A 25,632-nucleotide genomic window follows, 5' to 3' on the forward strand; every position below is an offset into this window, starting at 1 on the left:
TTTTTCTCTTAAGCTTAACACTTGATTTTCTCCGGTTTAGGCCGCCGATTTGGCGGCCTTGGTTGTGATTAGATTTGCGCTTGGATCATGCTGGTGATGTTGCTTAGAGCGGCATCCATCAACGCTTCATTCTCTGCCACTTGGTCGTTAGCTTCGAAGTAGGCGTAAGCTTGTTCTAGTGCGGTTTGGAACTCATCAACCAATTCCGGCGTAGGTTCACCAGTGAAATCTCGGATTTCTTTTAGTTTCTCTACATGTTCCATTTCTTCGTTATTACCCTCTGTTTCAGATTGAGGCGCTTCACTACTTAGATTGAACGCTTTCACTAATAACGCTTCCATTTCCGCTGTATCGTCAAATTCACCGATCAAGTCATTGCCTTGGTATAGCGCGAACTTGTACTCGCCATCTTTAGCGATTGGGTAAATATCAACGTAGCGTTCGTTTAGCCATGAACGCACGGTTAGCGGAGCGTACACGTTCGCTGGTACAGAGCCATTTGCTGAATGGATACCAGCCGCAACGCTTGGTTGTGCCAATGCGCCTTTTTCGTTGTAGTAGGTATCCGCAGATTGCCAGTCCTTAATCGTCTCAAGTTGAGCTTTCGCTTTTTCGCTTAAGTCGGTCGCTAGAATGTCGAATAGAACGTCTAGGCTGTAAGTTAGTCCGTCCTCATCTTTCGCATTAATCGACTTCACTCGGCCTGTTGGGAAAGTCACTTCCTGCTTACCAAGTTTTAGCTCTAGGTTGGTAAAGGCTTCTAGCTGCTCAAGTGCTTTTGCTTCTTCTTCGTCTAGGCTTTCACGGAATGAGTTAACGTCTAGTACGTCATCCTCTGCCTGTTCGCCTTGCTGGTGAATTTCAGTTAGAGACGCGAGCTCTACCACTTTGCGCTCCTTACCAAAATCAAAGTCCACGGTTAGGCGGCCACCAAAGAAATTGCGATCGTGGTAATCGGTCATCGTGTCGCTGTTGTTGTAGTCGTATTGGCCTACATAAGCGTTAACGAACTCGATCAGCTGATCTACTGCTTCGGTATAACGGCTCATACCGTGTGGCGTTGGCGAGTTAGGGTTATCAATCTCGAACTGTAGGTAAGCTGGATTGTAGAGCATGACGTTTCTTGGCAAGTCAGTCAGCGTTAGGTCTAGTGTGCCGTAGCGAGGCTTGCGTACTGAGATTTTAACGTCATTACTGATCTTGCCAGCTTTCTTAAGCTGAGCGATAAAGGCGCGGATTCGCTTAGCGATTTCACCCGTATCTCGAATGCCCTCGCTCTCATAGATTGAGCCAAATGAATATTGAGTTGGGTCTAGTGCGAGAAGTTGTTTTTCTTCCTCGGATGCACCCTTGCTCACTTCATCTGCTGTGTCAGATTCTACGGCGTTCTTAGCACCCAATAGCTCAAGCAGTTTGTTAGCACCGTCAACCGTTAGGTAGCTGCGAGAATTGGTGTTAGCGATAAAGCGTAGCTCTTTACCCTTGTTCGACTTCGCAGAGAAGAAACTGTAGCCAAATGTATTTTCCATTTGGTTCTCTTGTTCTTCGGTTAGCGCAACATCGTTAATCTTGCCGTCAGCGTCCACCTTAGCCAGTAGCTTGTCGGCGTTCTCGCGTAGTGTTGGGCGCGAGTGAAGCGAACCTGAGCCGTTAATGGCTAACGTTGAATACAATGATTCAAAGCCGTTGATTGTGGTGAACATGGCCGGACTGACAGGCTCTAGTGGTGCGCTGTATTCCGTCTCTGCAATTTGCTCAAGCGTTTTGCCGTCCTTAAGCATGTTAAAGATTGCAATAGTGCTTTCTTTCACTGCTTGGTCGTTTAGTTGAGTCGCTTTTTGCTGCGCCACTGCACCCTCTAGGCCAGTTTCTAGCACCTTGCCTGTGTACGTATCGATAACGCTAAAGTCAGCTTGACCAGTAGTGCCTACTGGTGCGTAGCGCTTCTCGCGTGTCGCCTTGAATTGGCCTTTATGGTTCAAGTCAGGCAATGCAGCAAGGCTAGGGAATCCACGGCTCTCGTATTCCGCTTCGATAGCTTTTGTGTACCACAATGGCATGACCGAGTTATGGATAGCGCGCGCCATCTGTTCATTGTCGATCTGCTCATCGTTATCCAAGTATCTAAAACCATGAATTGCCAGGATGTCTTGGTTGGTAACACTCGCCATTGCGTAGTGCTGAGCAAAGAGCTCATCTGAACTTGGTTCGGATAGGTCAGGGTAGCTACCGTCATCGATCGCCTTAATGAAGCGCTCAACTTTTTGGTAGTCCTCGCCTTGGTCTGCCATTGCTGGAATGACGGTTTCACCTTTTGCCTTGGTGTAAGCTACGTCACCCTCATGGTAAACCGTAGTCGCGCTAAACGCTTTTTCTACGTCATCCAGTGCCAACGCTTCGCCGTTCTCAAACTTCTCGTATAGGTCGCCACGTAGCGTGCGTAGGTCGAACATTTTCGCCGTTGCGCTAAAGAATCCGTCACGGTAGTTCAAGATAGCTTGCAGTAGGTCAGCACGTTTCGCACGGCGGTTAAATGGGATGCGATGAGCCGTTAGGAAATCAGTGATCTCTTTGCGGTTCTTAAATTGCGCTTCCAATGACGCTAAGGTTTCACCTTGTAGTGATTCCACTAGGTGCGCTTGCTCTGAAATGCGCTTAGCTTGGTCATCCACTTTCTCGCCACGTTTTAGCGTTTTACCAGTGCCTAGCGTTAGGTCAGCCAGCATAACTAGACGCTTGCGATCGCTTGGGCTCACTGACTGCATATCCTTAAGTATGGATAGGGCAGTTTCTTGGAAGCGTATGCGGCCTTGCGTGTGTTCTGCTTGGCGTTGCAATTCAGCATCGCTTTGAACCAGCATTAGGTCTTCGGCAATCTCTTGAATCATTTCCGGTGTCACAAGGTCAATCGATGCGCTCCATAGCTTGTACGCTTTTGGATTTTCCTTGCGATTTTTCATTTCCGGTTGCTGGCGTAGCTGCTTAGCGAACGCTGCTTTGAAGCCCACTTGTTTTAGGGTATCGAGCGTAGACTGAGGAATTTCATCAACGCCTTTGTCCTCACCCCATTGGTCTAGCGCTTCGGTTGCGATGCGCTCCGCTTCCTCTAGGTCGCCCTCAACCATGCCAAATAGCGGTTCTAGGTCAAAGTTGCTTACTAGCTCTGGTGGCAGTTTTTGGTCATAAGCGATCGCGCCGTGGCGAATGCCATTACCAGCGTCAGCGAATTGCTCTTTAGCCGATTCTGGATCGAGGTACTTAACCACTTGATGTTGTGGCGGCGTTGTACCCAAGCCATAAGGGCGTAGACGTAGGCCATACCAGAATAGGTTAGCTGTGGTTTCGTCTTTGTCTTGGTCGTTCGCGTTTGGCTCGTCGTTCTCAATTGGTTGCGGTTCTTCGTTGCTGTCATCGGTATCTTGAAGCAACTTAGATTCACGGTCGTAGTCAGCCAGAATAAGCGATTTAGCCGCTTCCCAACCTTGTAGATCGTCGCCACCAGCAAGCGGTGAACCCTCGCCGTAAGTGACAGCCAAGGTTTGGTTATCGCGCGCGTGGATCATGTACTGGCCAAAGCTATCATCGTCGTTCGCGTCAGGCGATTCGAAGTAGACAAACGGCTCGCTATCTTCGCCTTTATCCATCTTCCAGCCCTTAGCAATGGTCTTGCGGCCAATAAGAGCCACTAGCCATTCTTTGCGCTCGATATTCGCTTTTCGCTCGCGTTCTTCGTCTGACAACTGAGGAAAATCGTTTTCAATTGAATCACGGATGTATTCTTTAGCCTCTGCAAGCTCTGATACCGTCATAGCGCCTTTATCGAGCTCATAAATCGCATCATTGATGTACGACTCTGAATACGTGCTAGGAACGTTTTGATTTGCTGCACCTGCAAACTCTAATGAGTCTTTAAACTCTTGGCTTAGCTGCTTAACAAAGGCATCGAGATCGCCATTGAAAGCGCGTTCAATGATGAAGTCGCGTTTCTCTTGCTTAGTCCATGAAGCGTCCCATTGCTCGATCACTTGAGACGGACTGCCACCAGCGTCCACATTGGTCGCTGCTGTATTTGCTGCTGGTTTGATGGCAGCAAGCTGTTTGCGTAGTTCTTCTTGGATTTCGTTTTGGGTAGCAATCTGAGTTTTTAGGCGTTTCTCTTTCTTGGCCAGCTCATCAAGTTTCTGTTCCAAGTCTGTTGTTTCTTGGCCTAGCTGAGCGGCTTGCTCATCAAGCTCTTGTGCCTTTTGTTGCGCTTCTTCCAGTGCTTTTGCGTCAGCGTCTTTCTTGGCCTTAGCGACGACAAATTTCTCGCTGTTGTTCTCAAGCAATTGCGCTAGCTTGTCGGTCACTTCCTTAAGAGACAAATCCATGTTGCCCTTTGGCGCGACTACGTGAGTAATATCGCGCGAGTTCATTAGGAAGCGGAACGCGATTAGCGTGTCATCTGGATTGATTTTTAGCGGATCGTTATCCGGCGCATGGAACGCAATGGAAATGCTCTGGCCATCCGAAAATGGGATTTTCACCATTTGGACAGCGACCGCACCAGATTTGCGCGGTTTACCCACTTCTACAGCTTCTACCGATAGCGTAGGGGTTTTACGTTCCAAGTGCTTACCAAATTGCTGAGCACGAAACTCAAGCTTTGACGCTTTTGATTTGAACGCCTCTAGCATCATTTGAGGCACTGGTTTGCACTGGTATAGGTAAGTGTTTTCCAAATCCTCAAGCGATAGTGCTTCTAGGATTTGGTCGGCGTTTTCACCTTGCAGCACCGCTTCGATTTGCTCCGGTGTTAGCGTTTTAGCTAGATGGTCGATGCGATCCACAATTTTTATTTGATTTTGACTGGTAAACATCATGCGTTGGCCGCCTCTAATTGCGCTTCAAGTTCCTTGGTTTCTTGCTTCTCTTGCTCTAATGCAGCTTCAAGATCGGCTACACGGCGTTGGTCTTCTTCCAACTTCGTGCGAACACTGTCCCGAGCGGCTAGGGCGTTGGTGTAATTGGATTGTGCAACCTGCTCGGCTGCCTTGGCTTCTTCCAATCGCTTAGCAATAGAACGTGTGGCTGGTTGAATGTCTGAGGTGTCTTTAACGGCCTGTGCCGCTTTGCGAGCTACTTGCTTGTCAAACTTGCTTTGGTTGCGCTCCATTAGGCGAACCATTTCACGCGCAAGCTCGCGTTCGTTCTTCACGCTTGGGATAGGCTGTTTCGTGTTGTTCAGTGTCATTTGGTAAATGTCACCCTCATCACCCACAAACAGCGTCATGGACTGGCCATTATCAAAGAACAGTTTGGCGCGTTTTACTGTCTCGCCGTCTCGTCTCGTTTTCTTGTTCGAGGCTTCTACGTCTGTAACAGTCGCACCCGCTTGTTTTAACGCAGTGATCAGACTCTTAAGGCCGCGTTCGGTCACGTTGTCAAAATCGACCACCACATAGTTGTGCGACTGGTCTAGTGCAAACTTGCTGTTGTTACGCAATTTCAAATTCCTCTGAATATGTCGTACAGGTAGGGAAGATTTTGTATAGCGGATTGATTAGGGAACAGGAGCGCTCAATCTTCACGTCCAGAATCCACTCGCCGTGTAGCTTTTCCCCTGCTTCACGTTCAAGCAATTTGCGGTCGAACGTTAGGTATTCGCTGTTATTTCCGGCGTGTGAAAAGTCGAGTTTACGTGTGCGAGTAATGACGGCTTTTGGTCGTTTCTTACTTCGCAACGAATAGGTTAGTGTCCCATTCGTAATAGCTCGGTTAGATTGATAACCAAGAACGAATCGAATCACTTCGGGATCGTCCATCTGGTTTGCATGCAGTATTTTTACTGCGTTTCGTTTAAGCAAAAATCGGTCAGCAATGGCTAGGCCAATTACTGCAAATTCCATCATTTGCCTTGCCCTCCGGTATTAAAGAATCTCGCTAACGTGTGGCTAGCTAGTTTGCGGATAAAGTTAATTGAGTCTGCTCCGTTGTTTGACGCGATGAGGACAAGCGCGCTGGTGTAACCAGACTCCACACCCTCACTGTCACACAAGTAAGCGACTATCAAACCGACCACCAACGCCAGCGTTAGCTCGGTTAAAAAGTCAAGGAATCCACCAGCCAAACGTTGCTCGCGTATGCCTTGGAGATATGACCCAACACCACTGAGGACGGATAGAGCCAGAACGCTAATAGCAAAGCTCTCACCAACAACTGATACTGGCATTAAATCCCCCTTTTATATGTGTCTTGCAAAGTGTATTCGGAATGCTGGCGATTGCTCAATAGACGGGCGTTACTTACTTTTTAAAGGCTATAAAATAGGGCTGGTTTTTGGGAAAAAGAGATTTATCAACGGTCTACATAAAGAAAAACCTCTCACCCAACGAGTGAGTGAGAGGCCAATCCAACCGTTTTGTCGCGCGGCAACGCGAACAAAATATTCCACGAGGAAACAATGAGGTGAAATCTATATTTGAGAGATTTGGATTATATCAAATTTCGTTTTCGCATCAATATGCGCCAATGTTTTCGCATGCGAAAACTTTTGCAAGAAAAGGGACAGCATCGTGTCCCTTTGGTTGATGGTTATGGCTTGATGTAGCGAACTGTAAAATGACCACCTCCTACTATAATTTCACCACCTACAGAAATGAACCTCACCGTGTCATTTACGTTAAGGTGGCCTACCCATTTAGCGGTTGGAGTTGCCAATGCGTTATCCCTAGCAGTACAACTATTGGTAATTTTCGTCGCGTTGTTAACTTGAATACGAGCTGAAACAGTGTCGTCCTGCCCTGTAGCGCGCACTCGTCTATAGTCAGTAAATTCGATGTAATATGTGCCAGCTTTTACAACCTTAAATCCTGTTGTTGGGTTAACCCAAGTCATTAGCGATGCAGACTCCGTAGTGCGTCCAGCCCAGTTGCGAGCATGCCAAGTAACATGACCTTGTAGCACACCAGATGTCCTGTTTGATGGGTCGTTGCCCACCATAATATCGCCAACGGGCGCTGTTGGAATACTGTTAAACTTAGCGTCTACATAGTCTTTACGTGTTAATGAATGAGCTGCCGAGCTTTGAGGCGAACCCGCATACACATTACCGCCATATACCTCTACGTAGTTGCTTCTACGGTTAGTGTAGAGTCTAATCCGACCATCAGAGTTAGTAAGAATCTGAATACCAGCACGAATGTTAGTCCCATCGTAGTAAGAGGCAAAAGCCCAATGAGCACCTGTACTGTCTGGTACATTAACACTGTAAGCAGCATAACCGTTACCACCCCAAGTACCATCATAGAAGACAGGAGCTACACGAGCTGCCTTTACTTTGGCTGACCAAGAACCCGCAGTAAACTGTCCATCAGTACGAACCAATGAGCTACCGAAAAAGACGCCAGAAGTAAACTTGGCTAAGTCATTGATGCGAAGCCAGTTGCCGTCTGTATTACGAAATGCAGCTCGCCCACCTAATGAAATGCTCTGATTGAGCATTACATCAAGCCCTTTAGAGAGGGTAAGCAGAGAGTAAGAGTAAAAACCGCTTGAGGCTTCAGTCTCCATGTGACAGTAGGATGTGTTGCGCGAACCAATCCAAGTTTTCTTTGCCGAGTAATCAAGCTCTAAACCCTTTCCGTCAACAGAGTTAATTGCCCCTAAGTCTTTATTGTAAGACGTATAGCTAGTGACCATTCGCCCTTTAGTCATACCCGAAGGCTGGCTCGCACCTTTGTTGCTAACGTATGGCGTAATGGTGTGACTACACATATATCGAATAAGAATGTTCGTACTGTAGGCACTACGTGTTTTCACATAGATTGCGTAATTGTCACCGCTAGTATTCACCCAGCCAAACTCACTGAATGGCAAGCCGCTAGGATGATCCGTAATAACCTGACCATTTAGACCTTTAGGGTTTCCGTTACTAGCTCGCAGAATCATTTGGTGCCGTGACGACTGATAGTGCAAGTCAGTGTTAAAGCCAGCACCACCAAAGAACTCAATAACCGCAGTAGAGCTTGATTGAGGCATCGTTACGTTAGCAACCAGACACCAAGAATTATCACTACCTAAAGAAGTGCGCACAACCTCGGTACGGTTGAATGCCTCGGTAACTACCTTGCTCCCTGATACTTCTATAGGCACATTACTGACTACTTTGCTCTTATTTAAGATCAGGTTTGCAGCCGTTGAGTTGTGCGCACCACCTACACCAATTTTTACCTCGGCTTTTGCGTCGGTTGAGCCGTTAGTTAGATACATAATTTGGCGATTACCGATCAAACCGTAACCATCCATTTTTACATGGTCGGTTGATGGAATCGTATTACCAGCTCTCGTACCTTGTACTTCAACACTACGGTTGGAAGATACCGACTCTGTTGCGTTCATTGAGCCGTATAGCGTTGTTTCACCACCTTTGCGGATCTTCAATCGACTTGAAACGTCACTCTCCACAATGTCAAATGAGCCATCGGTTTTCGTTTCTATATGGAATCGCTTACCTGTATGGCCTAAGTGAAGTTGTGAGACGTTACTTGCGCCCTCATCGATGAGTAGGCCGCCAGTTAATGTACCACCTGCAAGTTTCAGGTAGCGGCCATCGGCTTGCGCTTGAGTCATCTTCGACGCTGCAAGGTCATACGCTTTCTTAACTGCACCTGCCGCCGCAAATTTCACGTCACTGGCATCGTTAACCGCCGCCGTGAATGCGTAGTTAGGTACGTTGGATAAGCCAACTTGAGCTTTTGTCACCTTGTGTGGGTTTGATGTGTCGGATTTGTGTTGAGCGATATTGGTTGTAATGGCCGCTACCGCATCTTCTTGATCCATTAACGCATCACCTAGCTCTTTGATTGTATCTAGCGCTTCTGCTGGCGCACCACCAATCAAAGTGCTGATACGTTCGTCGGTGTGCTTGTTCGCGTTTGTCTCTGCTTGCTCCGCTCGGTCATAAGCAGCGTTACCGCGATTTAAACCCTCAACGCCTTTGTCGTATGCCTGTTTAACAGCACCAGCGGTCGCAAGTTTGCTATTGGACGTGTCCGATACCGAGCTGGTGGCCGTATAGTTCGGTACGTTACCTAAGCCTACTTGTGCCTTTGTGACTCCGTGCGGGTTAGTTTTCTTGCTAGCATGCTCATCAACTTTCGTAGCGATTTCTTCACGAATTTTGCGAGCCGGACTGCCACCAACTTGAGTCAATTTTTTTAATGCCATTCAGAAATATGCCTTTCTCAATTCAATGACCAGCAACTCCGACAAAGCGCCGGAGCCACGTTGTTAGTGGGGGAAGTAGGAAAGGAAAGGGCATGGCTTATTTGAAGCCGATAACAGTCACAATGTCGCCAGCTTGTAGCTGTTCACCGAACGTAATTGTGTTGCCAGATAGGCTCCATACACCTGCGTTTTGCATTACACCGCATACGCTTAGAACAAGAACGGCAGAGATAGTAGCTGCTGGTAGAGTGACGGTAGTTGATGCCGCTTCTAGCGTAATATCGACAGTGCGGATCGCGTCTTTGACTGTTGCGGCTACGCTTGATTTGGTTGCGTACTTGCCGTCAGATTCCGCTTTGGTGTATGACGTACCACTAGCAGCTAGGCCGTTACGTGCTTCGGAAATGATTTGCGCTTTTGTTGAGTTCTCAAGTTTCGCAGCGTTAGCGGCAGTTTCGCCAGCGCCTAGCGCGCCCACGTCTTCTGCTGTTAGCGCGATGTTTTGGCTTAGCGCGTGACCGTTGATAGTGCGAGTCTTTGGTACTGCATTAACAACGCGAGAGTCATTACCCTGCATCACTGTGCCAGCGGCAGTACCAAAGTCTTTGTTGAATGCTGTTTTTTTGCTAAACGCTGGTTCAGCACCTACGTCTGTAGCTTCAAGCACTACGTTACCGCGCTGGCCGTTAACAGATGAAACCGCATCTGTTGGCGTTAACAGTTCTTGCCAGTTCGCTAGTGTGCTTGCTGGTTGGCGCATAAGAACGAATGATTTACGCAGATCCGAACGGATTGCCATATCACCCTCTTGCGCTGTCAGAGCAAGCATTTCCGCTTCTGATTTAACAGGGAACGTTTCTTTGATAGCGATAGCTGGCAATTGGCCTTGTGGGATCTTACCTGTGCTATCTAGCGTAGCCACGCCCTCTGCAACGCCTTTCTTGTTGTTAGGGATGTAGTCGTGCGTGTGGCTTGCTGGCGCTGCGCCCACATCTGAGTGAGCCAGAGTCACATCACCTGTTAGTGGCTTGTTATTGATAGTGCGAGAAGTAGGAACAAGGTTCGCGCGCGCTTCACTAACAACTTGAGCCTTAGTTTTGCCCTCAAGTTTTGATGCGTCTGCCGCGCGAGCGCCTACTGGCAATGCGCCAACGTCTTGTGCTGTTAAGTCAGAAACTAGACGGTTAATGCGAGTTAATTTGTTTTGTGTAGCCATAAAAGATCCAATTTATTTGTTAGTTAAAAAAGGGCATTTATGGGGAATAGGCTTTGGGGAATGTAGAAACTGATTAGCCGACCAAGGTGATCTCCGTTCCTGCTGCAATTTCGTCAACAAACTGGATAACACCAGTGTCCGGCACAATGGTGTAAGCAAAGTCTTTCGATTGCTGTACGCCTTGTAGGAACACGAGCTTAATAGGCCGCTCTGCAAACGCTGGCGGTATAGCGAACGTGTTCGAGGTGTTAGGGAAGTGACTATGGATAACCTCCATAGGAGCGACAGCTCTACCAGAGCCGCTATTGATGATGGATTCAAGCTTGTCGATGTATTCTTGAAGCTCGGCAATGATCGTGCTTGATGTTGCCGATGGCGAACCAAGCGTAATCACCACTTCATCACCCGCCTCAAGTGGTTCGGCCACTTCGACTTCGTTCGTGTCTTTGAGGAACTGCCAAGCGCTACCTTTGGTCTGCACAATGCCTTGAATAGACGTTGCATCTACTTCTGGCACCTCATAAGGTAATGCGATTTTTGTCTCGCCACCAGCCGCAATATATGGCCAATGCTCAACCGTTTTGTTGTAGGCTGCGACCGCTTTATCGTGGACTAACTTGATCGCTTTTGCCGTGGCATACAGCTGATCGCTATCTACGTTAATCTCACTGGTTGCCGACCAGTTGTTTACCAATCCAAGGCCAACTTGCTCTTTGGTTACGTGGTGCGGGTTTTCACGGTCTGCGTAGTGCGCTTTAGCCTCGGCGCGCATCGCATATTGATTGTGTGGGTCTGGATGTGAAATGTGCCCTTCGAGGTCATAGCCGCCTTGCTTGCGGTCATCAAAGTTAAGGTGTTCGCTTTCCAGTTGGCTAGCGGTATCCGGCACGGTGACACGGCACAAAATCAAATGATGATCTTCGACCGATTCCAGTGGCAGTACCTTAATTTCTGACGCTTCAATGTCGGATGCTAAATCGACTTGCTTTGTCTTTACGCCGAACTTATAGAACGCTTCGAGCACCACGTATGACGTAGCACCCGCCGGAATTTCCACATCAACATCATGCTGCTGGCGAACGGTTAGGATGTAGTCGTCACGCTCAACTAACGCCACGCCAAATTGTTCGCCACTGCTCACACGCAGTTTCATGCCACCAGCCGGAGCACATTCAAAACCACGGAAAATACCAGCGCGAACGATGCCGTAAAATTTGCGGTTTAAGCTGTTACTGGTCAGTGGTTCTAGGTACTGCGTATCGGTGATAAGCGGTAGCGCTTGCCAGTCCGTTAGCAGTGGTGGAATGATGATTGTTTCTTCGAAGTTTGGGCGACTCATTGCGCACCAACCTGCGCCACTCTAGCGCTATCAGTGCGAGCCGTGTTGATCACGACTTCAATCGATAGGCCACGGTCAGAGTAAATCCAAACTGGTTGCGTGACAGCCACCAGAATTAGGCCGCCACTTGCATCTTTCACGCCCACGCAAGAGAACTGGTGTTGTTCATCTTCTGCTAGCGTACCCGCTGGTAAGTTTGCCGTGATCACGATGTTGCCATTCACATAGGCATAGTTGGCCTTAGAACGGTAAAACACGTTTTTAATGGTTTTCTTGTCCAGTGGAATAGGCATGCAGCTAGGCTTGCCCTCAATATCTTGGATAAGGTCAAAACCCCATTCAAGATCGCCAAATTGGAAATAAGGCGAAGTACCATTGGTAGGCAACGACGACAAGGCGCGTTCGTCGTAATAACGGTTAAGCAGTTCACACTGCGATAGGACTACTTTTTGTGTAAGCACCTTTACGACCTCGTATAAGTCGTGGCGCTTTAATGGGATGGGGAATAGGAGTAGGGATTAATAGTACCGTCTATCAATGGAGATCGCATCCAAGGGGATAGCATCCATTCGAGCTGTACCATACATCGGGCTAACTGGACGTTCTTCCTGTGTCGTCGTTCCAGTCCGAACAAAGTCCTGTTTATAGCTTGGTGTTGATTCTATATCGGTAGTGACCTGTTTTCCAACCGTAACATGGTCGAAATAGTGGGGAATTTCCACCATGTCCATGACTTCGAACTCGATTGAGTACAATTGGCCGTCTAAAACGATGCGTAGCGGGATAAGTGGATGTACCACTCGTCTGATTTTCGCCTCGAACGCTCGAATGGCTTCCTCGGTGATACCGTCCTCTCCTGCAATGTCATTCAAAGGGATTCGAATCGCGCCTCGACTGGTCAGGAAAAAGTCACTCTGCAGCTCTAACTCCGACTCGGGAACTAAGAACGTGCCGTATGGGAATCGCTCTTGGTCTACTGGTGCGTAGATTTGTTCCCACTTAACACGTAACCCTTTAAACTCACGCGCGAGCGTAGAGATAAGCGGGTAGATGGTCTTTTTAAAGTGGATTTCGTCCTTACGCTGCATCACAACGTGCGGCAAGTCCTCATCGGCCACTTCGCCTAGTGGGAAGATTTTTCGCAGCTCTCTAATATCTTCTAGCAGCGATTCTTTATCCATTTCGTACAGAGACGAACGTGCCTTAAGCTTTTCAATGTATGAATCTACGTGTGTCTCGATAGAGTCAGCGATGGCGCTTGCCAAATCCACCCAAGCCGTTTCTTTTTGACGAGCCTTGGTTAGCTGGCCAGATAGCCATTTTCTAAAGTCTCCAAATGCCATGTTTTTCGCCTTGTTGGTCTGAAAGTTCTCGCATGCGAAAACTTTTATAATGAGTAGTCGTAATTCAGTTGAATTGTTGACGTGCTCACATTCAAGTAGTGGTAAGTATCGATAGGGATACGGTCAAGAATACCGACTACCTCAACCTCAAATTCCTTAATGCCTAATGTCGCGTTGAGGTCTTGGATCACATCCCAAATCTGGTTCTTGGTAATGCGCTCATTACGGCTCGCTTGCTTACCAAATTTCGCATCCAACGCATCGGCCAATACCTTTGTCGCCCATTCTGGATTTGAGTTTGGGTAAAGCTTACCTTTGACCGTTACGGTAAATGGCACGTCTTTGCGTTCCACCAGCTTATAGCGCTCGTTATAGCCCTCACGGCCAGCGAATAGATCTTGGATTTCCTTATTCAAAATCTCATCGGTTTTATCGGCAGAGTAAGCGCAAATAAAGATCGTGTTTATGTTGCGAACGTCAGGTTTTCCAGTGAGTTTTTCCTGCTCCGCTTCGCCCCAAATAGACAACCAAGTAACACCCGAAATATTACGCTTAACAAAGGTCATGTAATCCGAGTCCCACGCAATCTGCTCGTCATAGATTGGCGAGTAAAGGGCGTTGTTTCGGATTGATTCAATATCCTCCGGCTCTGCACCACCGATAATGCTGGTGGCCGTTTTAATGGCGAGCTGGTCTTTATAGGCGCTTTGAATACCCATATCGATGAGCTCTAATGGCTGCGCATCGAGTAGGGTAGTTACACCATTAGTCAGCCATAGCTCAAACTCAATCACATCGCCCGTTGCTGGCGCGCGACCGTTATTGTTGTTACCAAAACGAACACCTAGCTGATCGGTTGGCTTGTAATATTCCATGTAGGCTTTGGATTTGCCGTCCGTATTACGAAACTTAAAGACGTGCTTCCATTGCTCGCCGTTCACGCGCACGATGATGTTATGAATGCGCTTAGTCAGCTCTTGTGGGAAAGCAACGGCTAACCAGTTATGCCCCTCATCGACCGTGTAGGTCATCTTGGACACTTCGAACTGTTGAACCTCTACAGACGCGCTTTCCTGTGGCATGAGATCGATGGCTTCCATTAGCGTGTAGCGTAATTGGTTGCCAGCAACGCATTGGCTGTATTTCGGTAAGGTAACGCGCTTAGTTCCGGTATTGGTCACTAGCACACGGCCTTTCGATGGCGCTGCTTTTCGCCCTACATAGCCCTCAGTTTCAGCACCCGCCAAAATGGAGGTGCGTTTAGTGGCTAGCGTCAAGTAGGATTCTTGCAATGCACGGCTACTGATTGCTGCCATGCGTTCAACAATCTTGGCCACAAATAAGCAAAGGTAGTCAACGAATTGCGAACTAATATGACGCGACCACCAGCTTGAACCAGCAATCGCCTCGTTAAAGGTCTTTTTGACTTCTTCTAACTTACTCAAAACGTAATACCTCTCTCCAACGTTTGACCGTTCACAACGATCGTCAATTTGTAGGCATCGATACCGTTCACGCTTGGCTCTACGGCAATGCCTTGAACCACCGCGTCTTTCACGTCAATTGGGAGGGTTAATAGGATTGAGTTTTCGATAGCTGCTGCTGTGGTTTCGTTTATTGGTTCATGCTTGTATGCCCCTAATCTGTTGCCCCATTTTGGAGCGCCCCAAACTTGGCCTTGAGGTGTATCGAGCCATTCATAGACGCGCGCAACGATCGCGTGTTTCTCATCGGCTACCTTTACACCGTCAATATCGACCCGTAGTAAGTAATCAATTTCTTGGCTCATTTATCTACTCCATATCAGCGCTTTGACGCTGTAACGAACGGTCATCAAAGTTGAGAGGAATAGAGCCGCTAGCCTTAGTGGCTGACGCTGGTTTGTCTTTGCTTGAGCCACCGCTAGGCGCTGCAAAGATAGTGGTTGGTTTGGTTGCATCGCTGCCGCTAACCGCGCGCCCAATGGCATCTAATGAATGCTTGCTAAGTTCCACGGTTTGAGGCTTGCCGCTCTCTTTGAGGTCTTTCATTGCTGCCTGTGCTTGCAGCTCGCTAACTCGCTCATTGCGTTGGATGGATGATTGAGTCGCAACCGTCTTATTCGAGGTGTTTTCGGTGTCCACTTTCACCACGGATTGATCATCCGTTTTCTGGTTACTTAGCTCGGTATTGATGGATGATTCATGGCTGGCTGTGGTCACGCTGTTGGTTTGCGTGTTGTTTGCAGCCTTGGTTAGTGCGGCTACGGCCTCGGCCTCTTTACGGCGTTTGATCTCCGCATCGACGGCGGCCACTTGTTCAGCTTTCTTATCTGGCGAGTAAACTTGGCCAAGCTCGGGATGCTCGACCATACCGGACATATCCATGCCTGTTTCATTAGCCACTTGCACACGTTTGTCCTGGCTAATGCGTTTTTCTCTTTTTACAGCTAAGTAAGCTTCTTTGTAGCTAATACCTTGCTCGCTGGCCTTTTGCGATACCTCTTGAGAGGTCACTTGAATTGAGTTTTTTGCATCAAGCTCGCGCATGCTTCTCTCATCACCTGACGCTTGAGCCGTGTGGTAGGCTTCGGCGCTCTTAAGGTGTTCTTCTTTCTCCGGTTGAGCTTTCTCAGCCTTAGAATCCTTAGCCTCTTTGTCGTCCTCAACCTCACCGCCAAATAGCTTGTAAATGCTTTTGGCCATATCTCCAGAATCAAAGGTTAATGCTTCCTTAGCGCCATCCAAACCTAATGCCCCAAGCGCCGAACCAAGCAAACCAGCACCGCCACTGACTAGGCCACCCAAATCGAGCACGTTCGCCAATGCCATTGAGCTTTTCTGGCCAGTTGTCGCCTCTTGGCCATCTTTGAGGTTGAACGTCTCTTTCTGCTTGTCTTGGTCTGTAAATCCGCTAAACGCATCGTAGGCCATTAAGGCCGGAGCAAGGAAAGGGATCGCCTTGCCAGCAACAGAGCCGATTTTAGACATACCTTTAAAGGCAGCTCCCGCCATCGATACGCTCTTGCTGGCCACGTTTGAGGCTTTGCTGCCAGTGCCTGACATAACCGATTTAACTCGGCCACGCTTACCGCCAGCTTTACGACCACTGCGGCGTTCAAACATATCGCCAGCCAAGTCACATAAACCACCTTGGCCATCGTTCCCCGCTGCTTTGGTTGCCGAAATCAGATCATCGAGCTTGTCTAGCACATCATCAAACTGGCGTTCACGATCAGCACTCGACTCATGGAGCACTTCAAGCATGTTTGCTCGGTAGCTCTGATCTTTGGTGCTTGTTAGCTCACTGGCTTTGCTTATCCTGCTAGAATCGCCCCTAGCAAGATTGACAGGATCGTTACCCCTAGCACCATCACGGTTAGGTCGATCACTAGGCGTAATTTGTGTTGGATGGCTTGTCTCGAACGAATCTTTTGTCGCTGATAGTTGTTCATGGCTAATTGTCTCTATGGCTGCAACGGCCTGACTGTCTGCCTCTGGCGCTTGTTTGCCTCGGGCAAAGAGTCGGCCTAGTTTCGATTCTTTTAGCTTGTCTTTGGTTGAGGTGGCTTTTTCGGTCACATCATTCAGTGCGTCTTTAGCGTCTTGGCCTAAGTGATAGAGCTCTTTTGCGGAGTAGAAGAACGAACCGCCAGCCGCAGCGCCAGCTGCATCGGTCGCATCGTTTTCTTCCTGTAGGAACTCTTTCACGTTATTGATGGCCAACTGCTTAAGGCTGGTGGCCACCTTGGCAAAAACGCTCTGGCTTTCCTTTTCCGTGTCGGTTTGCTTTTCAATCTGGCGCTCTAATGCCGTTTGCTGCGCGTTCTTGTAAGCCGATTGCTCTTGCTTGCTCGCGTAGCGGCCATCGGAGCGTCGAAGCTTGCCGTTTGCGTCTTCCCAATAGCCCTCAAACTCTGCCAGTGCGTCAGAGACGACCTTTTCTAGCTTCTCTGGTACATCATCAAGGATTGAGGTATCTAAACGCTCAGAATTGGATTCTGGCGACTCTACATTCACGACAACAGGCGCTTGCTTTACAGGCTCGCGCGCCTCCTCGTTTTTCAGTGTGTCAGCAATCGGCGTAACGCCACTTAAAGAGTTGCTTTGCTCGACCGCTTTAGCGTCCGGATTTGCTTGTATCTCTGCTGGTTGACTAGGCGCAAATGACAGCTCAATTTCACCCGTTCGCTTGGTCTTGGTTAAGCTGGATTGATGTGCGCCATTTGATTGTTTTTTGAATCCTTTTTGGGAATAAGTACTCGGAATGGTATAGGCATTTAAAGAGGCGTTGGAAACGCCCTTAGTCACCGCCTTTTCGATGCCCTTTGTATCTACTGCAAGGACGGTCTTTTGTTGGTTCGTTGGTAGCGTCTTGCCATCGAGCTTGCGACTAATCTCAGATAGCACGGTCAGCTCTTTGTCACTGGCTCGCTTCACTGCATCAACAACCAGTGAAAGATCAACCTCTTGTTGATTTCTGTCCATTTTTCACCTTGTCTTGGAGCGCTTTATCTAGGCTTATGGCCATCGATTGAGGCGTTTGAAATACCGCGTCGATAGGCTGGCCACCGTAGATCGTTAAGTTCTCAATCAGTACGTTCCAACCAACGTAATCAAAACGTTGTAATGAAGTCGTTATTCCGAAAGGGTAAGAGCAACGTTCGAGTTGCTTCACCTCCTTGCTCGATAACTTTCTGGCACTGCGGAATGGTGGCGACTAGGTAGTAACGCCCCTCGTCGTACTTGGTGAGCAATCCGTGACGCGCATTGCGTAGGCACTTTTCAACCTTGGCAAAGGCAACACGAAATTCCGTGTTTAGGTACATCGATTTCAATAGGTCGATTTTCCACACTAGGGCATCGTCTTGGTCTTTGGGTTGATCTTCGAATGTTAGGCAGTAGGCCAGCTCAGTGAGCGCCATGTGATTCGCTTGTTGCTTCCATTCAGCGCTGTCCGGTTCGTACTGGTCGCGCTCATTGCGAATGTTCTCAAGTTGCTCCGCTTCATAACCGGTTAGTGGTTTCACGTTCGCTAGGTATGACTTACCTTTCACGCTTAAGGTGATCTCTTGTTTTGGCAATCCATTGAGCGCTTTGGCCGATTCCATTAGCTCGCCCATATTGAGATCGAGATAGTGAGTTTCTTTGCAGTGTTCGCACTCATAGCTAAATGGAATGGTGCCTAGCTCGCTAGTGGACATAAAAATCCACCACAATGCCGCTCGGCGATCTTCACCAGTCCATAAGCCGCTATCACTCATAGGGCGCTTGCTGGTGTCTTGCATGTGGTTCAGATAGCGAGTTGTGTTGGCTTCCTCTTGGTACTCTTTGAGGTCGCAGAACAATAGAGCGTCTTCCACGGTTGGGACTCGAAACTCAATTACTTCTGAAATGTTACTTGGTAGTGGAAATGATGGAATGTGCATTACAGTACCTTGTTACCTACAGACATAAATTTTTGGAGAATGAGCGGAAATGACTGGATCTGGTTGCCGTTTTCGCGTGAAAACATTACGTTTCCAATCTTGGTAGGAAAGACTTGATAGCTCTTATAGAGTGACTTTTTGCCGTTTTCATTGAGCGTGAATATATTGATTTTGAACACGTACTCTTTGGGGATGTTGAGTGTGCCGTCTTGGTTTCTGACTTTCTCTATTCGGCCACCAAACCATGTAGAAACAGTTAGGTTTTGGTCATCACGAACCGTTAGGGTAATTTCACCTACGCTGCTGTATGTAGGCAGCGCAATAGAGCCTGAACCGACTTGGAATGAATCCGCATCGATAGAGCCAGCACCAAAATCAATATCCTTTACGTAAATATCAAAGTCCGTTGGCGCGTCCGGCGAGTCAATTTCAACCGCCCATTGCCAGCCTTGCAGCCACGGCTTATTCATAAAGTTATTGGTCGCACGTTTGGCGAGCTGCATGTATGGATTCATCGCAACCTCGCTTATAGCAACGATACTGGCGGAACAATGGCACGGTTGGCGCGCATTGAGTTTTCAATCTCGGCTTTACGTGCGGCTAGGTCAGGTTCGGCAGCAATATCGGTCACATCCAACTTGCCAGCGATGGCAATACGGCGTTGACGCTCTGCGTTCGGGATAGTGATCAGCAATTCCAAATAGTCGCCAAGCAAGCTAATACACGGCGTTGGAAGCTGGAACGAATCAAACGGCTCATTGAGTACGTTTTGCATGTACATCAATGTCAGTGGGAAAGTTTCTGCGCCCGTTAATTTCAGTTCAAGAACGTTGCTCCAAACCTCACTACGCACATAACGGCCACGGTCATCTTTGACCACCAGCCTTGCAGCAAAGTCGGACGGTAATTCAAACTGATTGATATCGGCTAAGTCGCTTTGTTGGATGCGGGTTTTAGTGGTAAATCCGGCAATCTCTTGGTACTTGGTCAGCGCTTTACGCAATAGGCTTAACAGCGCCTTTTCGTCGTCGTGCAGCAAGACAGGGAATCTCGCTTTCACGTCTTCGAGTAGTTCAATCGGTGTCATGGCCGCTCCGGTAGTGGCGGCGCATTTTGAGATAGGGGATAGGCTTGGTGAATCTTAACTCAAACCAATCAGGCACGCGATTTAAACTTTGTTATTGTCGATGGATAACAAAGACCGAAAGTAAGTGTTCACCAAGCCCTATTGACACAAAAAGTGTGACCTTACGCATTAGGATTGAGTGATCCTTTTAGGAAGCTATCATGGTTTCATGACTAGAAAAAAGCACCTAAATACCAAGAAGCACCACCTGAAGTCTCGGATTTAAATGAGGCTAAAGTGCTTATTGATGAGCTGCGGGAACAGCTCCGACATTATGAAGACAAGCTAACCACTAGCTCCAAAACTCTTCAAAATCGCCCTCATCAGACAGTCCTAAAGAACGCTATGAGAGAAAAAAGCTGAAAGCTCTGGTGGTCGCAATTCGAGAGGGGCTAAACAAGGCCACACAGGGCATCAACGAAAACTCTCACCGTTAAAGAAAACGGATGTCATTATTGACTGTTTCCCTGAAACTTGTCCTTGTTGTGCTCAATCTGACGTTGAGAACCAAGGTGGGCCGTACTATCGCCATCAGGTTTTCGATATTCCAAAACCCACTGTCTATATCACCGAATACCGTTTACTTTCAGGCCAATGTCGGCACTGCAAAGAAGCCGTAAAAGCTCAAAAACCTAACGATGCATCGCAAGGGATTATAGGGCCGAACTTAGCAAGTTACATTGGGGTTCTTGCGGGGCAATATCACCTCAGTGTTCGGAAAATCCAATCACGGCTTAAAGAGCAGCTTGGCACAACCTTTTCGGTCGGGGCGATTAGCGAAGCGCAAACCAAAGTCGCTTCAATGTTGACTCCATTGCATCAAGCGATAAAACAAGCGTTAAAGAAAGCACCTTTGATTCATGCTGACGAGACCTCCCATCACCGAAATGATGAAACGAGCCTGCGCTGGTGTTGGTTAGTAGCCAGTGATGACCTTGTCTATGAACAAATACTCTATTCGCGCTCGACCTCCTCAGCGAAAAAGGTCATTGATGAAGACTATACAGGCATTGTGGTAAGCGACCAGTGCCCAAGTTATAACTGGATAGATGCAGACCGTCATCAGTTATGTTGGGCACATGTGAAGCGTAACCTTCAGCAAATGTCGGATTATAGTGGTGGTGGGCACACCGCTTATATTGGTAAACATCTTTGTTTGCTAACGAACGTTATTTTCCATACTCGACATCGTTATGAGCAAGGTGATTTGGATTATTCACTGTATTTGAGGCGAATGCGTAGGCTGCAAAAATCATTCGATCATTGGTTAAACAAAGGAACGGACGTGATGGTCAAGCGATATCGCGGCGATGCAAGTTACTGCTCAAACATAGGGAAAGCTTGTGGGTTTTCCTCAAGAAAACATCAATCCCCTTAACCAATAATGAAGCTGAGCGATGTAGTAGAGGTTTTGTCATTCAAAGGAAAATCAGCTTCGGAACGACCTCGGATGCAGGCGATAAATTCCGTAGCCGCATTCATACACTTATCGAAACCTGTAAAAAGCGCGGTCCATCAGCAATGTCAGTTCTGAGTGAAATCATCACTTCTGTTGTTGAGAAGAAATCGTACCCGAACGTTTTTAATCTGTAGTATCGATCCTCTCAGTCATGAGAAGTCAATCTGCTTTGGTGAACGGTTACACCACGGTCACTATGAACGATGACTCGCCCAGGAAAGCCACGATGGAATAAGGTAATTGAAAGAATATCGCTGACTAATGTTGCTATCATCCTCTTAGTCAACGACTTGCTGTGAATAAAGATCAATGATTACCACTAAGTATAGCCAACCTTCACTGATAGCCAAATACGTAAAAGTCTTGTTCCAACAAGTTCGGAGTGATTGGCAACTTATGAATGCTATCCGTCGTACATTTAAACTTACGAGCAGCTTTAGCTAATAGATTTTGACGTTTCATGCTACTGGCAATGGTCTTCACATTATGCCTGCTACCGTAATCAGTTAACTCTATCTGGATACGTCTAGCACTGTCCCTGCCTTTGCGGCTATCAACCGCCCCTTTGACTTTGTCGTCTAATACCTGACGGGCTTGTTCTCGCAGGCAGTCTCTATGACGATGCTTGATCCAGTGGTAAAACCCGCTTCGCGATATGCCAAACACCTCAGCCATGTGAGACACACGGAAATACTGCAGCTGTTCAAACATAAATTCGTAACACAAGCTACTTTATATTCTTCGCAAAGTAGGTGGCGGCCTTTTTTACTATTTCTAGCTCTTTTTCTCGCTCAGCAGTACTGGAGTTTTTATTTGCGGTTTTACGCCAGCCATAGATTTGAGAGTCATGGAGAGATAGTTATCTAGCGGTAACAACAACACCGACTTTCTCCGCAAACTCAAGTGTTAAATTCGGAAGAACGGATAATACGTTTTTTCTTGTTTGTCATGATTCACCTCGTTAGTGATTTTACTTACTTAACTCAGGGTCCAAGATAGCTGGTGCGACTCAGTAATGGCGAGGTCGCTGAATTGACGAGGCCTGCCGCTCTTGTTCTGTTTGCTTTGCTTCCATTCGCTTATAACTTCTTTATCAATCCAGAAAGCGAGTGAACCACGATTGATTAGGACTTTATTGTAATGTTTTCAGTTAGTTGTTGTGTAACGAGGCTTCTGCATAAGACTAGGGTGATCAACTGTGTTGCCGCACAGCTCATCACCTCTTGCCTTAGTTTCATCGAGTTACGTAATAAAGCCTTCAACATAGACCACACTAAAGCATTCTTGATTTTAAATGCTCAATAAGCTATCTGTTAATTTACGGTCAACTTAATGTCAATATAATGACAGTGTGTTTGAAGGTGATAAATAACATTAAATATCATGGCTAATAATAGGAATCTGGTTGCTTAGGTTTTAAGAGGTGATTAATCTTGTGCTTAAAAAAATTTAAAAAGGTGTAGTGAGACATGGATTTTAAAAGTAGCATTTCAAATAGTATTTTTTTGCATCCTATTTACTCCAGTGAAACTGGAGACGTGGCTTTCTCTGAGGTTTTATACACTATACCTGATGGATATTATGAGGAGCAGTTTTTAGATATGACTGTATCCGATGAAATAATAATGGAGTCTGCATTAAATATTGTTAAAAAACTTCAAAAAAATAAAAAAAACAAATTTAGTATTAATATTACTGCAAATATATTGTTGAGTGATGAATTCATAACGAGAATTTCTTTATTTAATAACAAAAATTTAGTGATAGAAGTTAATGAAATAGAAAATAATATGCTACCTGACTTGTATCTATCAATAAAAAAACTCAAGGAGTATGGAATTGAATTTTGCTTAGACTCTTTTTGTCATAAAGATGAAACTTTTAATCAATGTTTAGGTTATATAGATTGGGATTATATTAAAATAGACAAAAAGTACTCATTTAACGATTTAGAAAATCATGTAGCACAAATTTTAATTCCATTTTGTAACGTTGGCGTAATTATTGATGGCGTTGACTCAAGCATAAAACAATATTCAAAAAGTTCTAACAAAATATATTATCAGGGATATTATAAAAATCCACCGAAAAGGTTTGCATCATGAAATCAGTTAAAGTTAAACCTTGTAAATTAGGCGCTTACTTCAATAAGAATGAACATATTATCCAGATTGAAGGAGGGAGTGGCGCTGTATCGTATAACGGGTTTTCATGTATATTTCAACCAGGTGATTACCTTTATCTTCCGAAAGGGGAAGTTATTCATTATTCTTTAGAAGAAGAAATAGTAGAGCTTAAAGTAATATCATTCAGTCATTTAAAGCAAATCATGTCCAAGCGTGATTATTATATTTATTTAAAAACAAAGAACGATTTAGAGCTATCATCAATATATTATAAAAATTATCTGTTAGACCTGATTAAAAAAGATCTTTTCTTGCCCAAGATAAAATCAGATGAACTAAAATTAGAAAAAATAAGAGAGTGTATAAAGAAACATCCAAGAATAAACTGGAATATTGATAAGCTTTGTCAAAGGTCAAATTTAAGTATTAGAGATGTTAAATTAGTTTTGTCTAAGCTAAATGTGACAATGTCAGAATTAGTGATTAAAGTTAAAATTGAAAACTCAGTGGAACCATTATTATCTACAGAAAGCGTTGTTACAACTTCGAAATTATTAGGTTTTTCCAGTAGTTCTTTTTTTATAAAAAAGTTTAAAATTGTTTATGGAATGACTCCAAAAACTTTCATTAATTTATTTAAAAAAAGCTAATATCAATATGTCAGTGATTAATAATAAGATTTCACGTATTAATTTATCCGTTTATACCCGTGAACAATGAAGGTGCTTGATTTTCGATAAAATCAGGATCATGCTACGCATTATGAAAATGACACTGACTCCTCAACAGAAACAGCAACTCGAACAGATGCACGACTCTACTCGTGATGCTCGAGTATGTGACCGTATAAAAGCGGTATTACTTGCGTCTGAAGGTTGGAGTCAGCCCATGATTGCTCAAGCTCTTCGTATCCATGAATCCACGGTTGCACGCCATCTTAGTGACTACGTGCTTTCAGAAAAGCTGAAGCCTGAAAATGGGGGCAGCCAAAGCAAGCTTTCTGATACCCAAACGACACATCTTATCGAGCATTTAACTGAGAAGACTTATTCCCACACTCATCAAATTGTGTCATACGTTAAAGAGGCATTTGGACTTGATTACACGGTTTCAGGTATGAACAAATGGCTTCATCACCATGGTTTTAGTTACAAGCAACCGAAAGGCGTACCACATAAGTTCGATGAGGAAAAACAGCAAGCGTTCATAGAGGCTTACGAAGCGCTTAAAACGAGTTGTGGTGAGGGCGAATCAATAGTCTTTATAGACGCAGTTCACCCGACATTATCGACAAAGATATCGCATGGTTGGATACGCACCGGTCAAGATAAAGTGATTGAAACAACAGGCAATCGCAGCCGATTGAACATTATTAGTGAGCTAAACCTGTCGGATATTGGGGCGACCATTGTTAGCGATTACGAAAGCATTAACAGTGAAAATGTTGTTCGCTTTTTTTGTAAGCTCAGAGAGAGCTATCCGTTAAATCATAAACTGCACATCATCTTAGATGGTGCCGGGTATCACCGCAGTGATTTGGTCAAAGATGCCGCATTTGTTCTTAACATTGAGCTGCATTACCTTCCCTCTTACAGCCCAAACTTTAACCCAATTGAGCGGCTTTGGAAGGTCATGAACGAGCAGTCGAGGAACAACGTTTACTTCAAAAATCAACGAGACTTTAAGAAAGCCATCGACCAATTTTTTGATGTGACTCTTCCAGAGATCGCAGGCTCATTGACGTCTCGAATCAATGATAATTTTCAGGTACTCAAGCCTGCATCTTCAAGTTGATTGGGTATAGAATATAAAATTGTTATAGAAGGGATAGAAAGCATTGCGCAACATGATCATTTGATAGAAATAAATGACTGTATATTTGTTCAAGGTTTTTTATATGGAAAACCAGAAAGTATGAAATCTATTATAAATAAATTCCTTGTTAAAAATAATGTATTAATGGAAGAGGTTTAGATGAAGTGTAGAAACTGTTCTAGTTTTGGATGCTATAGAATAGAAAGAAAATTTATAGAGAAAATTATAATCAAGAAAAAATTCCTTTGTAAAGATTGTGGATTTATCTTTAAAGACTATAGGTTTTTCATTAAATTTACACAAAAAGGTTAAATACAATTAATTTAAATCATTATATTTGAAAGTTTCATTAAAAATACTGAAATCAAATTTTAACTTATCAAATCGACTAATAAATTAAGACAATATCATATTTTTATTTGACTTGATATTGTCCCCGAATTCAACTGCGAAGTGGTTTTGTTGCTTAATTCGATGAAAAGACATGGTAGCCCCATATTGTTCAGTTCTTAAACAACAGAAGTGGTCCCCGATTTTCGGACATGACTTTAAGTGATTGATCTGTTTTGATAGTACCCAGAAATACTGGAGCAG

Annotated in this window: 20 protein-coding genes and 3 pseudogenes; 6 read left to right on the forward strand and 17 right to left on the reverse strand. The window is 45.8% G+C overall.

Features of this window, described 5'->3' with window-relative positions:
• Positions 1–68: 68 nt before the first annotated feature.
• The 15 genes from ACWPOD_RS20745 to ACWPOD_RS20815 all read right to left on the reverse strand — a co-directional run bounded on the left by ACWPOD_RS20745 (position 69) and on the right by ACWPOD_RS20815 (position 19,599).
• On the reverse strand, positions 69–4,862 hold the full coding sequence (locus tag ACWPOD_RS20745; protein ID WP_395206144.1) for a defense against restriction DarA-related protein: 4,794 nt from the start codon (positions 4,860–4,862) through the stop codon (positions 69–71).
• On the reverse strand, positions 4,859–5,485 hold the full coding sequence (locus ACWPOD_RS20750) for a defense against restriction DarA-related protein (protein ID WP_395206143.1): 627 nt from the start codon (positions 5,483–5,485) through the stop codon (positions 4,859–4,861). Before ACWPOD_RS20750 ends, ACWPOD_RS20745 begins: the two co-directional genes overlap by 4 nt.
• The gene (locus tag ACWPOD_RS20755; RefSeq protein ID WP_069497785.1) at positions 5,478–5,891 is read right to left on the reverse strand and encodes a hypothetical protein; all 414 of its coding nucleotides are present in this window, start codon (positions 5,889–5,891) and stop codon (positions 5,478–5,480) included. The genes ACWPOD_RS20750 and ACWPOD_RS20755 overlap by 8 nt, the downstream gene beginning before the upstream one ends.
• A complete protein-coding gene (locus ACWPOD_RS20760) occupies positions 5,888–6,211 on the reverse strand; it encodes a hypothetical protein (RefSeq protein WP_069497786.1) in 324 nt (107 codons plus the stop codon). Before ACWPOD_RS20760 ends, ACWPOD_RS20755 begins: the two co-directional genes overlap by 4 nt.
• A 362-nt stretch (positions 6,212–6,573) precedes the next feature.
• Entirely contained in the window at positions 6,574–9,207 is a 2,634-nt protein-coding gene (locus ACWPOD_RS20765) for a hypothetical protein (RefSeq protein WP_282150508.1), read from the reverse strand.
• 97 nt (positions 9,208–9,304) lie between these two features.
• Entirely contained in the window at positions 9,305–10,423 is a 1,119-nt protein-coding gene (locus ACWPOD_RS20770) for a hypothetical protein (protein WP_395206142.1), read from the reverse strand.
• A 73-nt stretch (positions 10,424–10,496) separates the two neighbouring features.
• Positions 10,497–11,762 (reverse strand): hypothetical protein, encoded by a 1,266-nt coding sequence (locus ACWPOD_RS20775; protein ID WP_282150510.1) that lies wholly within the window; start codon positions 11,760–11,762, stop codon positions 10,497–10,499.
• Positions 11,759–12,223, reverse strand: a complete 465-nt coding sequence (locus ACWPOD_RS20780) for a hypothetical protein (protein WP_456232182.1) — start codon at positions 12,221–12,223, stop codon at positions 11,759–11,761. The genes ACWPOD_RS20775 and ACWPOD_RS20780 overlap by 4 nt, the downstream gene beginning before the upstream one ends.
• A 57-nt stretch (positions 12,224–12,280) precedes the next feature.
• Positions 12,281–13,105, reverse strand: coding sequence for a phage tail protein (locus ACWPOD_RS20785; RefSeq protein ID WP_282150512.1), 825 nt, complete (start codon positions 13,103–13,105; stop codon positions 12,281–12,283).
• A gap of 44 nt (positions 13,106–13,149) precedes the next feature.
• Entirely contained in the window at positions 13,150–14,550 is a 1,401-nt protein-coding gene (locus ACWPOD_RS20790) for a baseplate J/gp47 family protein (RefSeq protein ID WP_282150513.1), read from the reverse strand.
• Positions 14,547–14,894 carry a hypothetical protein gene (locus tag ACWPOD_RS20795; RefSeq protein WP_282150514.1) on the reverse strand — a complete coding sequence of 116 codons (348 nt, stop codon included), beginning with the start codon at positions 14,892–14,894 and terminating at the stop codon, positions 14,547–14,549. Before ACWPOD_RS20795 ends, ACWPOD_RS20790 begins: the two co-directional genes overlap by 4 nt.
• A 4-nt stretch (positions 14,895–14,898) precedes the next feature.
• On the reverse strand, positions 14,899–17,571 hold the full coding sequence (locus ACWPOD_RS20800; RefSeq protein ID WP_282150515.1) for a hypothetical protein: 2,673 nt from the start codon (positions 17,569–17,571) through the stop codon (positions 14,899–14,901).
• Positions 17,572–17,699: 128 nt separating this feature from the next.
• Entirely contained in the window at positions 17,700–18,512 is an 813-nt protein-coding gene (locus ACWPOD_RS20805; RefSeq protein WP_282150516.1) for a hypothetical protein, read from the reverse strand.
• Entirely contained in the window at positions 18,512–19,027 is a 516-nt protein-coding gene (locus tag ACWPOD_RS20810; RefSeq protein WP_282150517.1) for a hypothetical protein, read from the reverse strand. The genes ACWPOD_RS20805 and ACWPOD_RS20810 overlap by 1 nt, the downstream gene beginning before the upstream one ends.
• 11 nt (positions 19,028–19,038) lie before the next feature.
• The gene (locus ACWPOD_RS20815; RefSeq protein ID WP_282150518.1) at positions 19,039–19,599 is read right to left on the reverse strand and encodes a hypothetical protein; all 561 of its coding nucleotides are present in this window, start codon (positions 19,597–19,599) and stop codon (positions 19,039–19,041) included.
• Positions 19,600–19,991: 392 nt separating this feature from the next.
• Here ACWPOD_RS20815 and ACWPOD_RS20820 point away from each other — a divergent pair.
• From ACWPOD_RS20820 to ACWPOD_RS20830, 3 genes and pseudogenes are all read left to right on the forward strand, one after another.
• Positions 19,992–20,075: pseudogene (locus ACWPOD_RS20820) on the forward strand (hypothetical protein); the annotation flags it as partial.
• Positions 20,076–20,092: 17 nt separating this feature from the next.
• Positions 20,093–21,016: an IS66 family transposase gene (tnpC, locus tag ACWPOD_RS20825; protein ID WP_425597800.1), complete on the forward strand. Its 924-nt coding sequence runs from the start codon at positions 20,093–20,095 to the stop codon at positions 21,014–21,016.
• Positions 20,980–21,231: an IS66 family transposase gene (locus tag ACWPOD_RS20830; RefSeq protein WP_425597798.1), complete on the forward strand. Its 252-nt coding sequence runs from the start codon at positions 20,980–20,982 to the stop codon at positions 21,229–21,231. Before tnpC ends, ACWPOD_RS20830 begins: the two co-directional genes overlap by 37 nt.
• Before the next feature lie 50 nt (positions 21,232–21,281).
• Here ACWPOD_RS20830 and ACWPOD_RS20835 read toward each other — a convergent pair.
• A pseudogene (locus ACWPOD_RS20835) lies at positions 21,282–22,047 on the reverse strand (IS3 family transposase); the annotation flags it as partial.
• Between the two features lie 61 nt (positions 22,048–22,108).
• Positions 22,109–22,222 (reverse strand): annotated as a pseudogene (locus tag ACWPOD_RS20840) (transposase); the annotation flags it as partial.
• A 344-nt stretch (positions 22,223–22,566) separates the two neighbouring features.
• On the opposite strand from ACWPOD_RS20840, the gene ACWPOD_RS20845 reads away from it, so the two are divergent.
• From ACWPOD_RS20845 to ACWPOD_RS20855, 3 genes are all read left to right on the forward strand, one after another.
• Complete coding sequence (locus ACWPOD_RS20845; protein WP_237310121.1) at positions 22,567–23,202, forward strand: EAL domain-containing protein; 636 nt, start codon at positions 22,567–22,569, stop codon at positions 23,200–23,202.
• On the forward strand, positions 23,199–23,873 hold the full coding sequence (locus ACWPOD_RS20850; RefSeq protein ID WP_237310119.1) for a helix-turn-helix domain-containing protein: 675 nt from the start codon (positions 23,199–23,201) through the stop codon (positions 23,871–23,873). Before ACWPOD_RS20845 ends, ACWPOD_RS20850 begins: the two co-directional genes overlap by 4 nt.
• A gap of 112 nt (positions 23,874–23,985) precedes the next feature.
• Positions 23,986–25,017, forward strand: a complete 1,032-nt coding sequence (locus ACWPOD_RS20855) for an IS630 family transposase (protein ID WP_282150542.1) — start codon at positions 23,986–23,988, stop codon at positions 25,015–25,017.
• The last annotated feature ends 615 nt before the right edge of the window (positions 25,018–25,632 follow it).

The organism is Vibrio sp. JZG120, assembly GCF_053890955.1.

Coding starts and splice junctions, on each gene's coding strand:
- ACWPOD_RS20855 (WP_282150542.1), top strand. CDS start 23,986: ATGAAAATGACACTGACTCCTCAACAGAAACAGCAACTCGAACAGATG.
- ACWPOD_RS20775 (WP_282150510.1), bottom strand. CDS start 11,762: ATGAGTCGCCCAAACTTCGAAGAAACAATCATCATTCCACCACTGCTA.
- ACWPOD_RS20770 (WP_395206142.1), bottom strand. CDS start 10,423: ATGGCTACACAAAACAAATTAACTCGCATTAACCGTCTAGTTTCTGAC.
- ACWPOD_RS20805 (WP_282150516.1), bottom strand. CDS start 18,512: ATGCACATTCCATCATTTCCACTACCAAGTAACATTTCAGAAGTAATT.
- ACWPOD_RS20745 (WP_395206144.1), bottom strand. CDS start 4,862: ATGATGTTTACCAGTCAAAATCAAATAAAAATTGTGGATCGCATCGAC.
- ACWPOD_RS20815 (WP_282150518.1), bottom strand. CDS start 19,599: ATGACACCGATTGAACTACTCGAAGACGTGAAAGCGAGATTCCCTGTC.
- ACWPOD_RS20765 (WP_282150508.1), bottom strand. CDS start 9,207: ATGGCATTAAAAAAATTGACTCAAGTTGGTGGCAGTCCGGCTCGCAAA.
- ACWPOD_RS20800 (WP_282150515.1), bottom strand. CDS start 17,571: ATGGACAGAAATCAACAAGAGGTTGATCTTTCACTGGTTGTTGATGCA.
- ACWPOD_RS20795 (WP_282150514.1), bottom strand. CDS start 14,894: ATGAGCCAAGAAATTGATTACTTACTACGGGTCGATATTGACGGTGTA.
- ACWPOD_RS20810 (WP_282150517.1), bottom strand. CDS start 19,027: ATGAATCCATACATGCAGCTCGCCAAACGTGCGACCAATAACTTTATG.
- ACWPOD_RS20845 (WP_237310121.1), top strand. CDS start 22,567: ATGGATTTTAAAAGTAGCATTTCAAATAGTATTTTTTTGCATCCTATT.
- ACWPOD_RS20760 (WP_069497786.1), bottom strand. CDS start 6,211: ATGCCAGTATCAGTTGTTGGTGAGAGCTTTGCTATTAGCGTTCTGGCT.
- ACWPOD_RS20850 (WP_237310119.1), top strand. CDS start 23,199: ATGAAATCAGTTAAAGTTAAACCTTGTAAATTAGGCGCTTACTTCAAT.
- ACWPOD_RS20785 (WP_282150512.1), bottom strand. CDS start 13,105: ATGGCATTTGGAGACTTTAGAAAATGGCTATCTGGCCAGCTAACCAAG.
- ACWPOD_RS20755 (WP_069497785.1), bottom strand. CDS start 5,891: ATGATGGAATTTGCAGTAATTGGCCTAGCCATTGCTGACCGATTTTTG.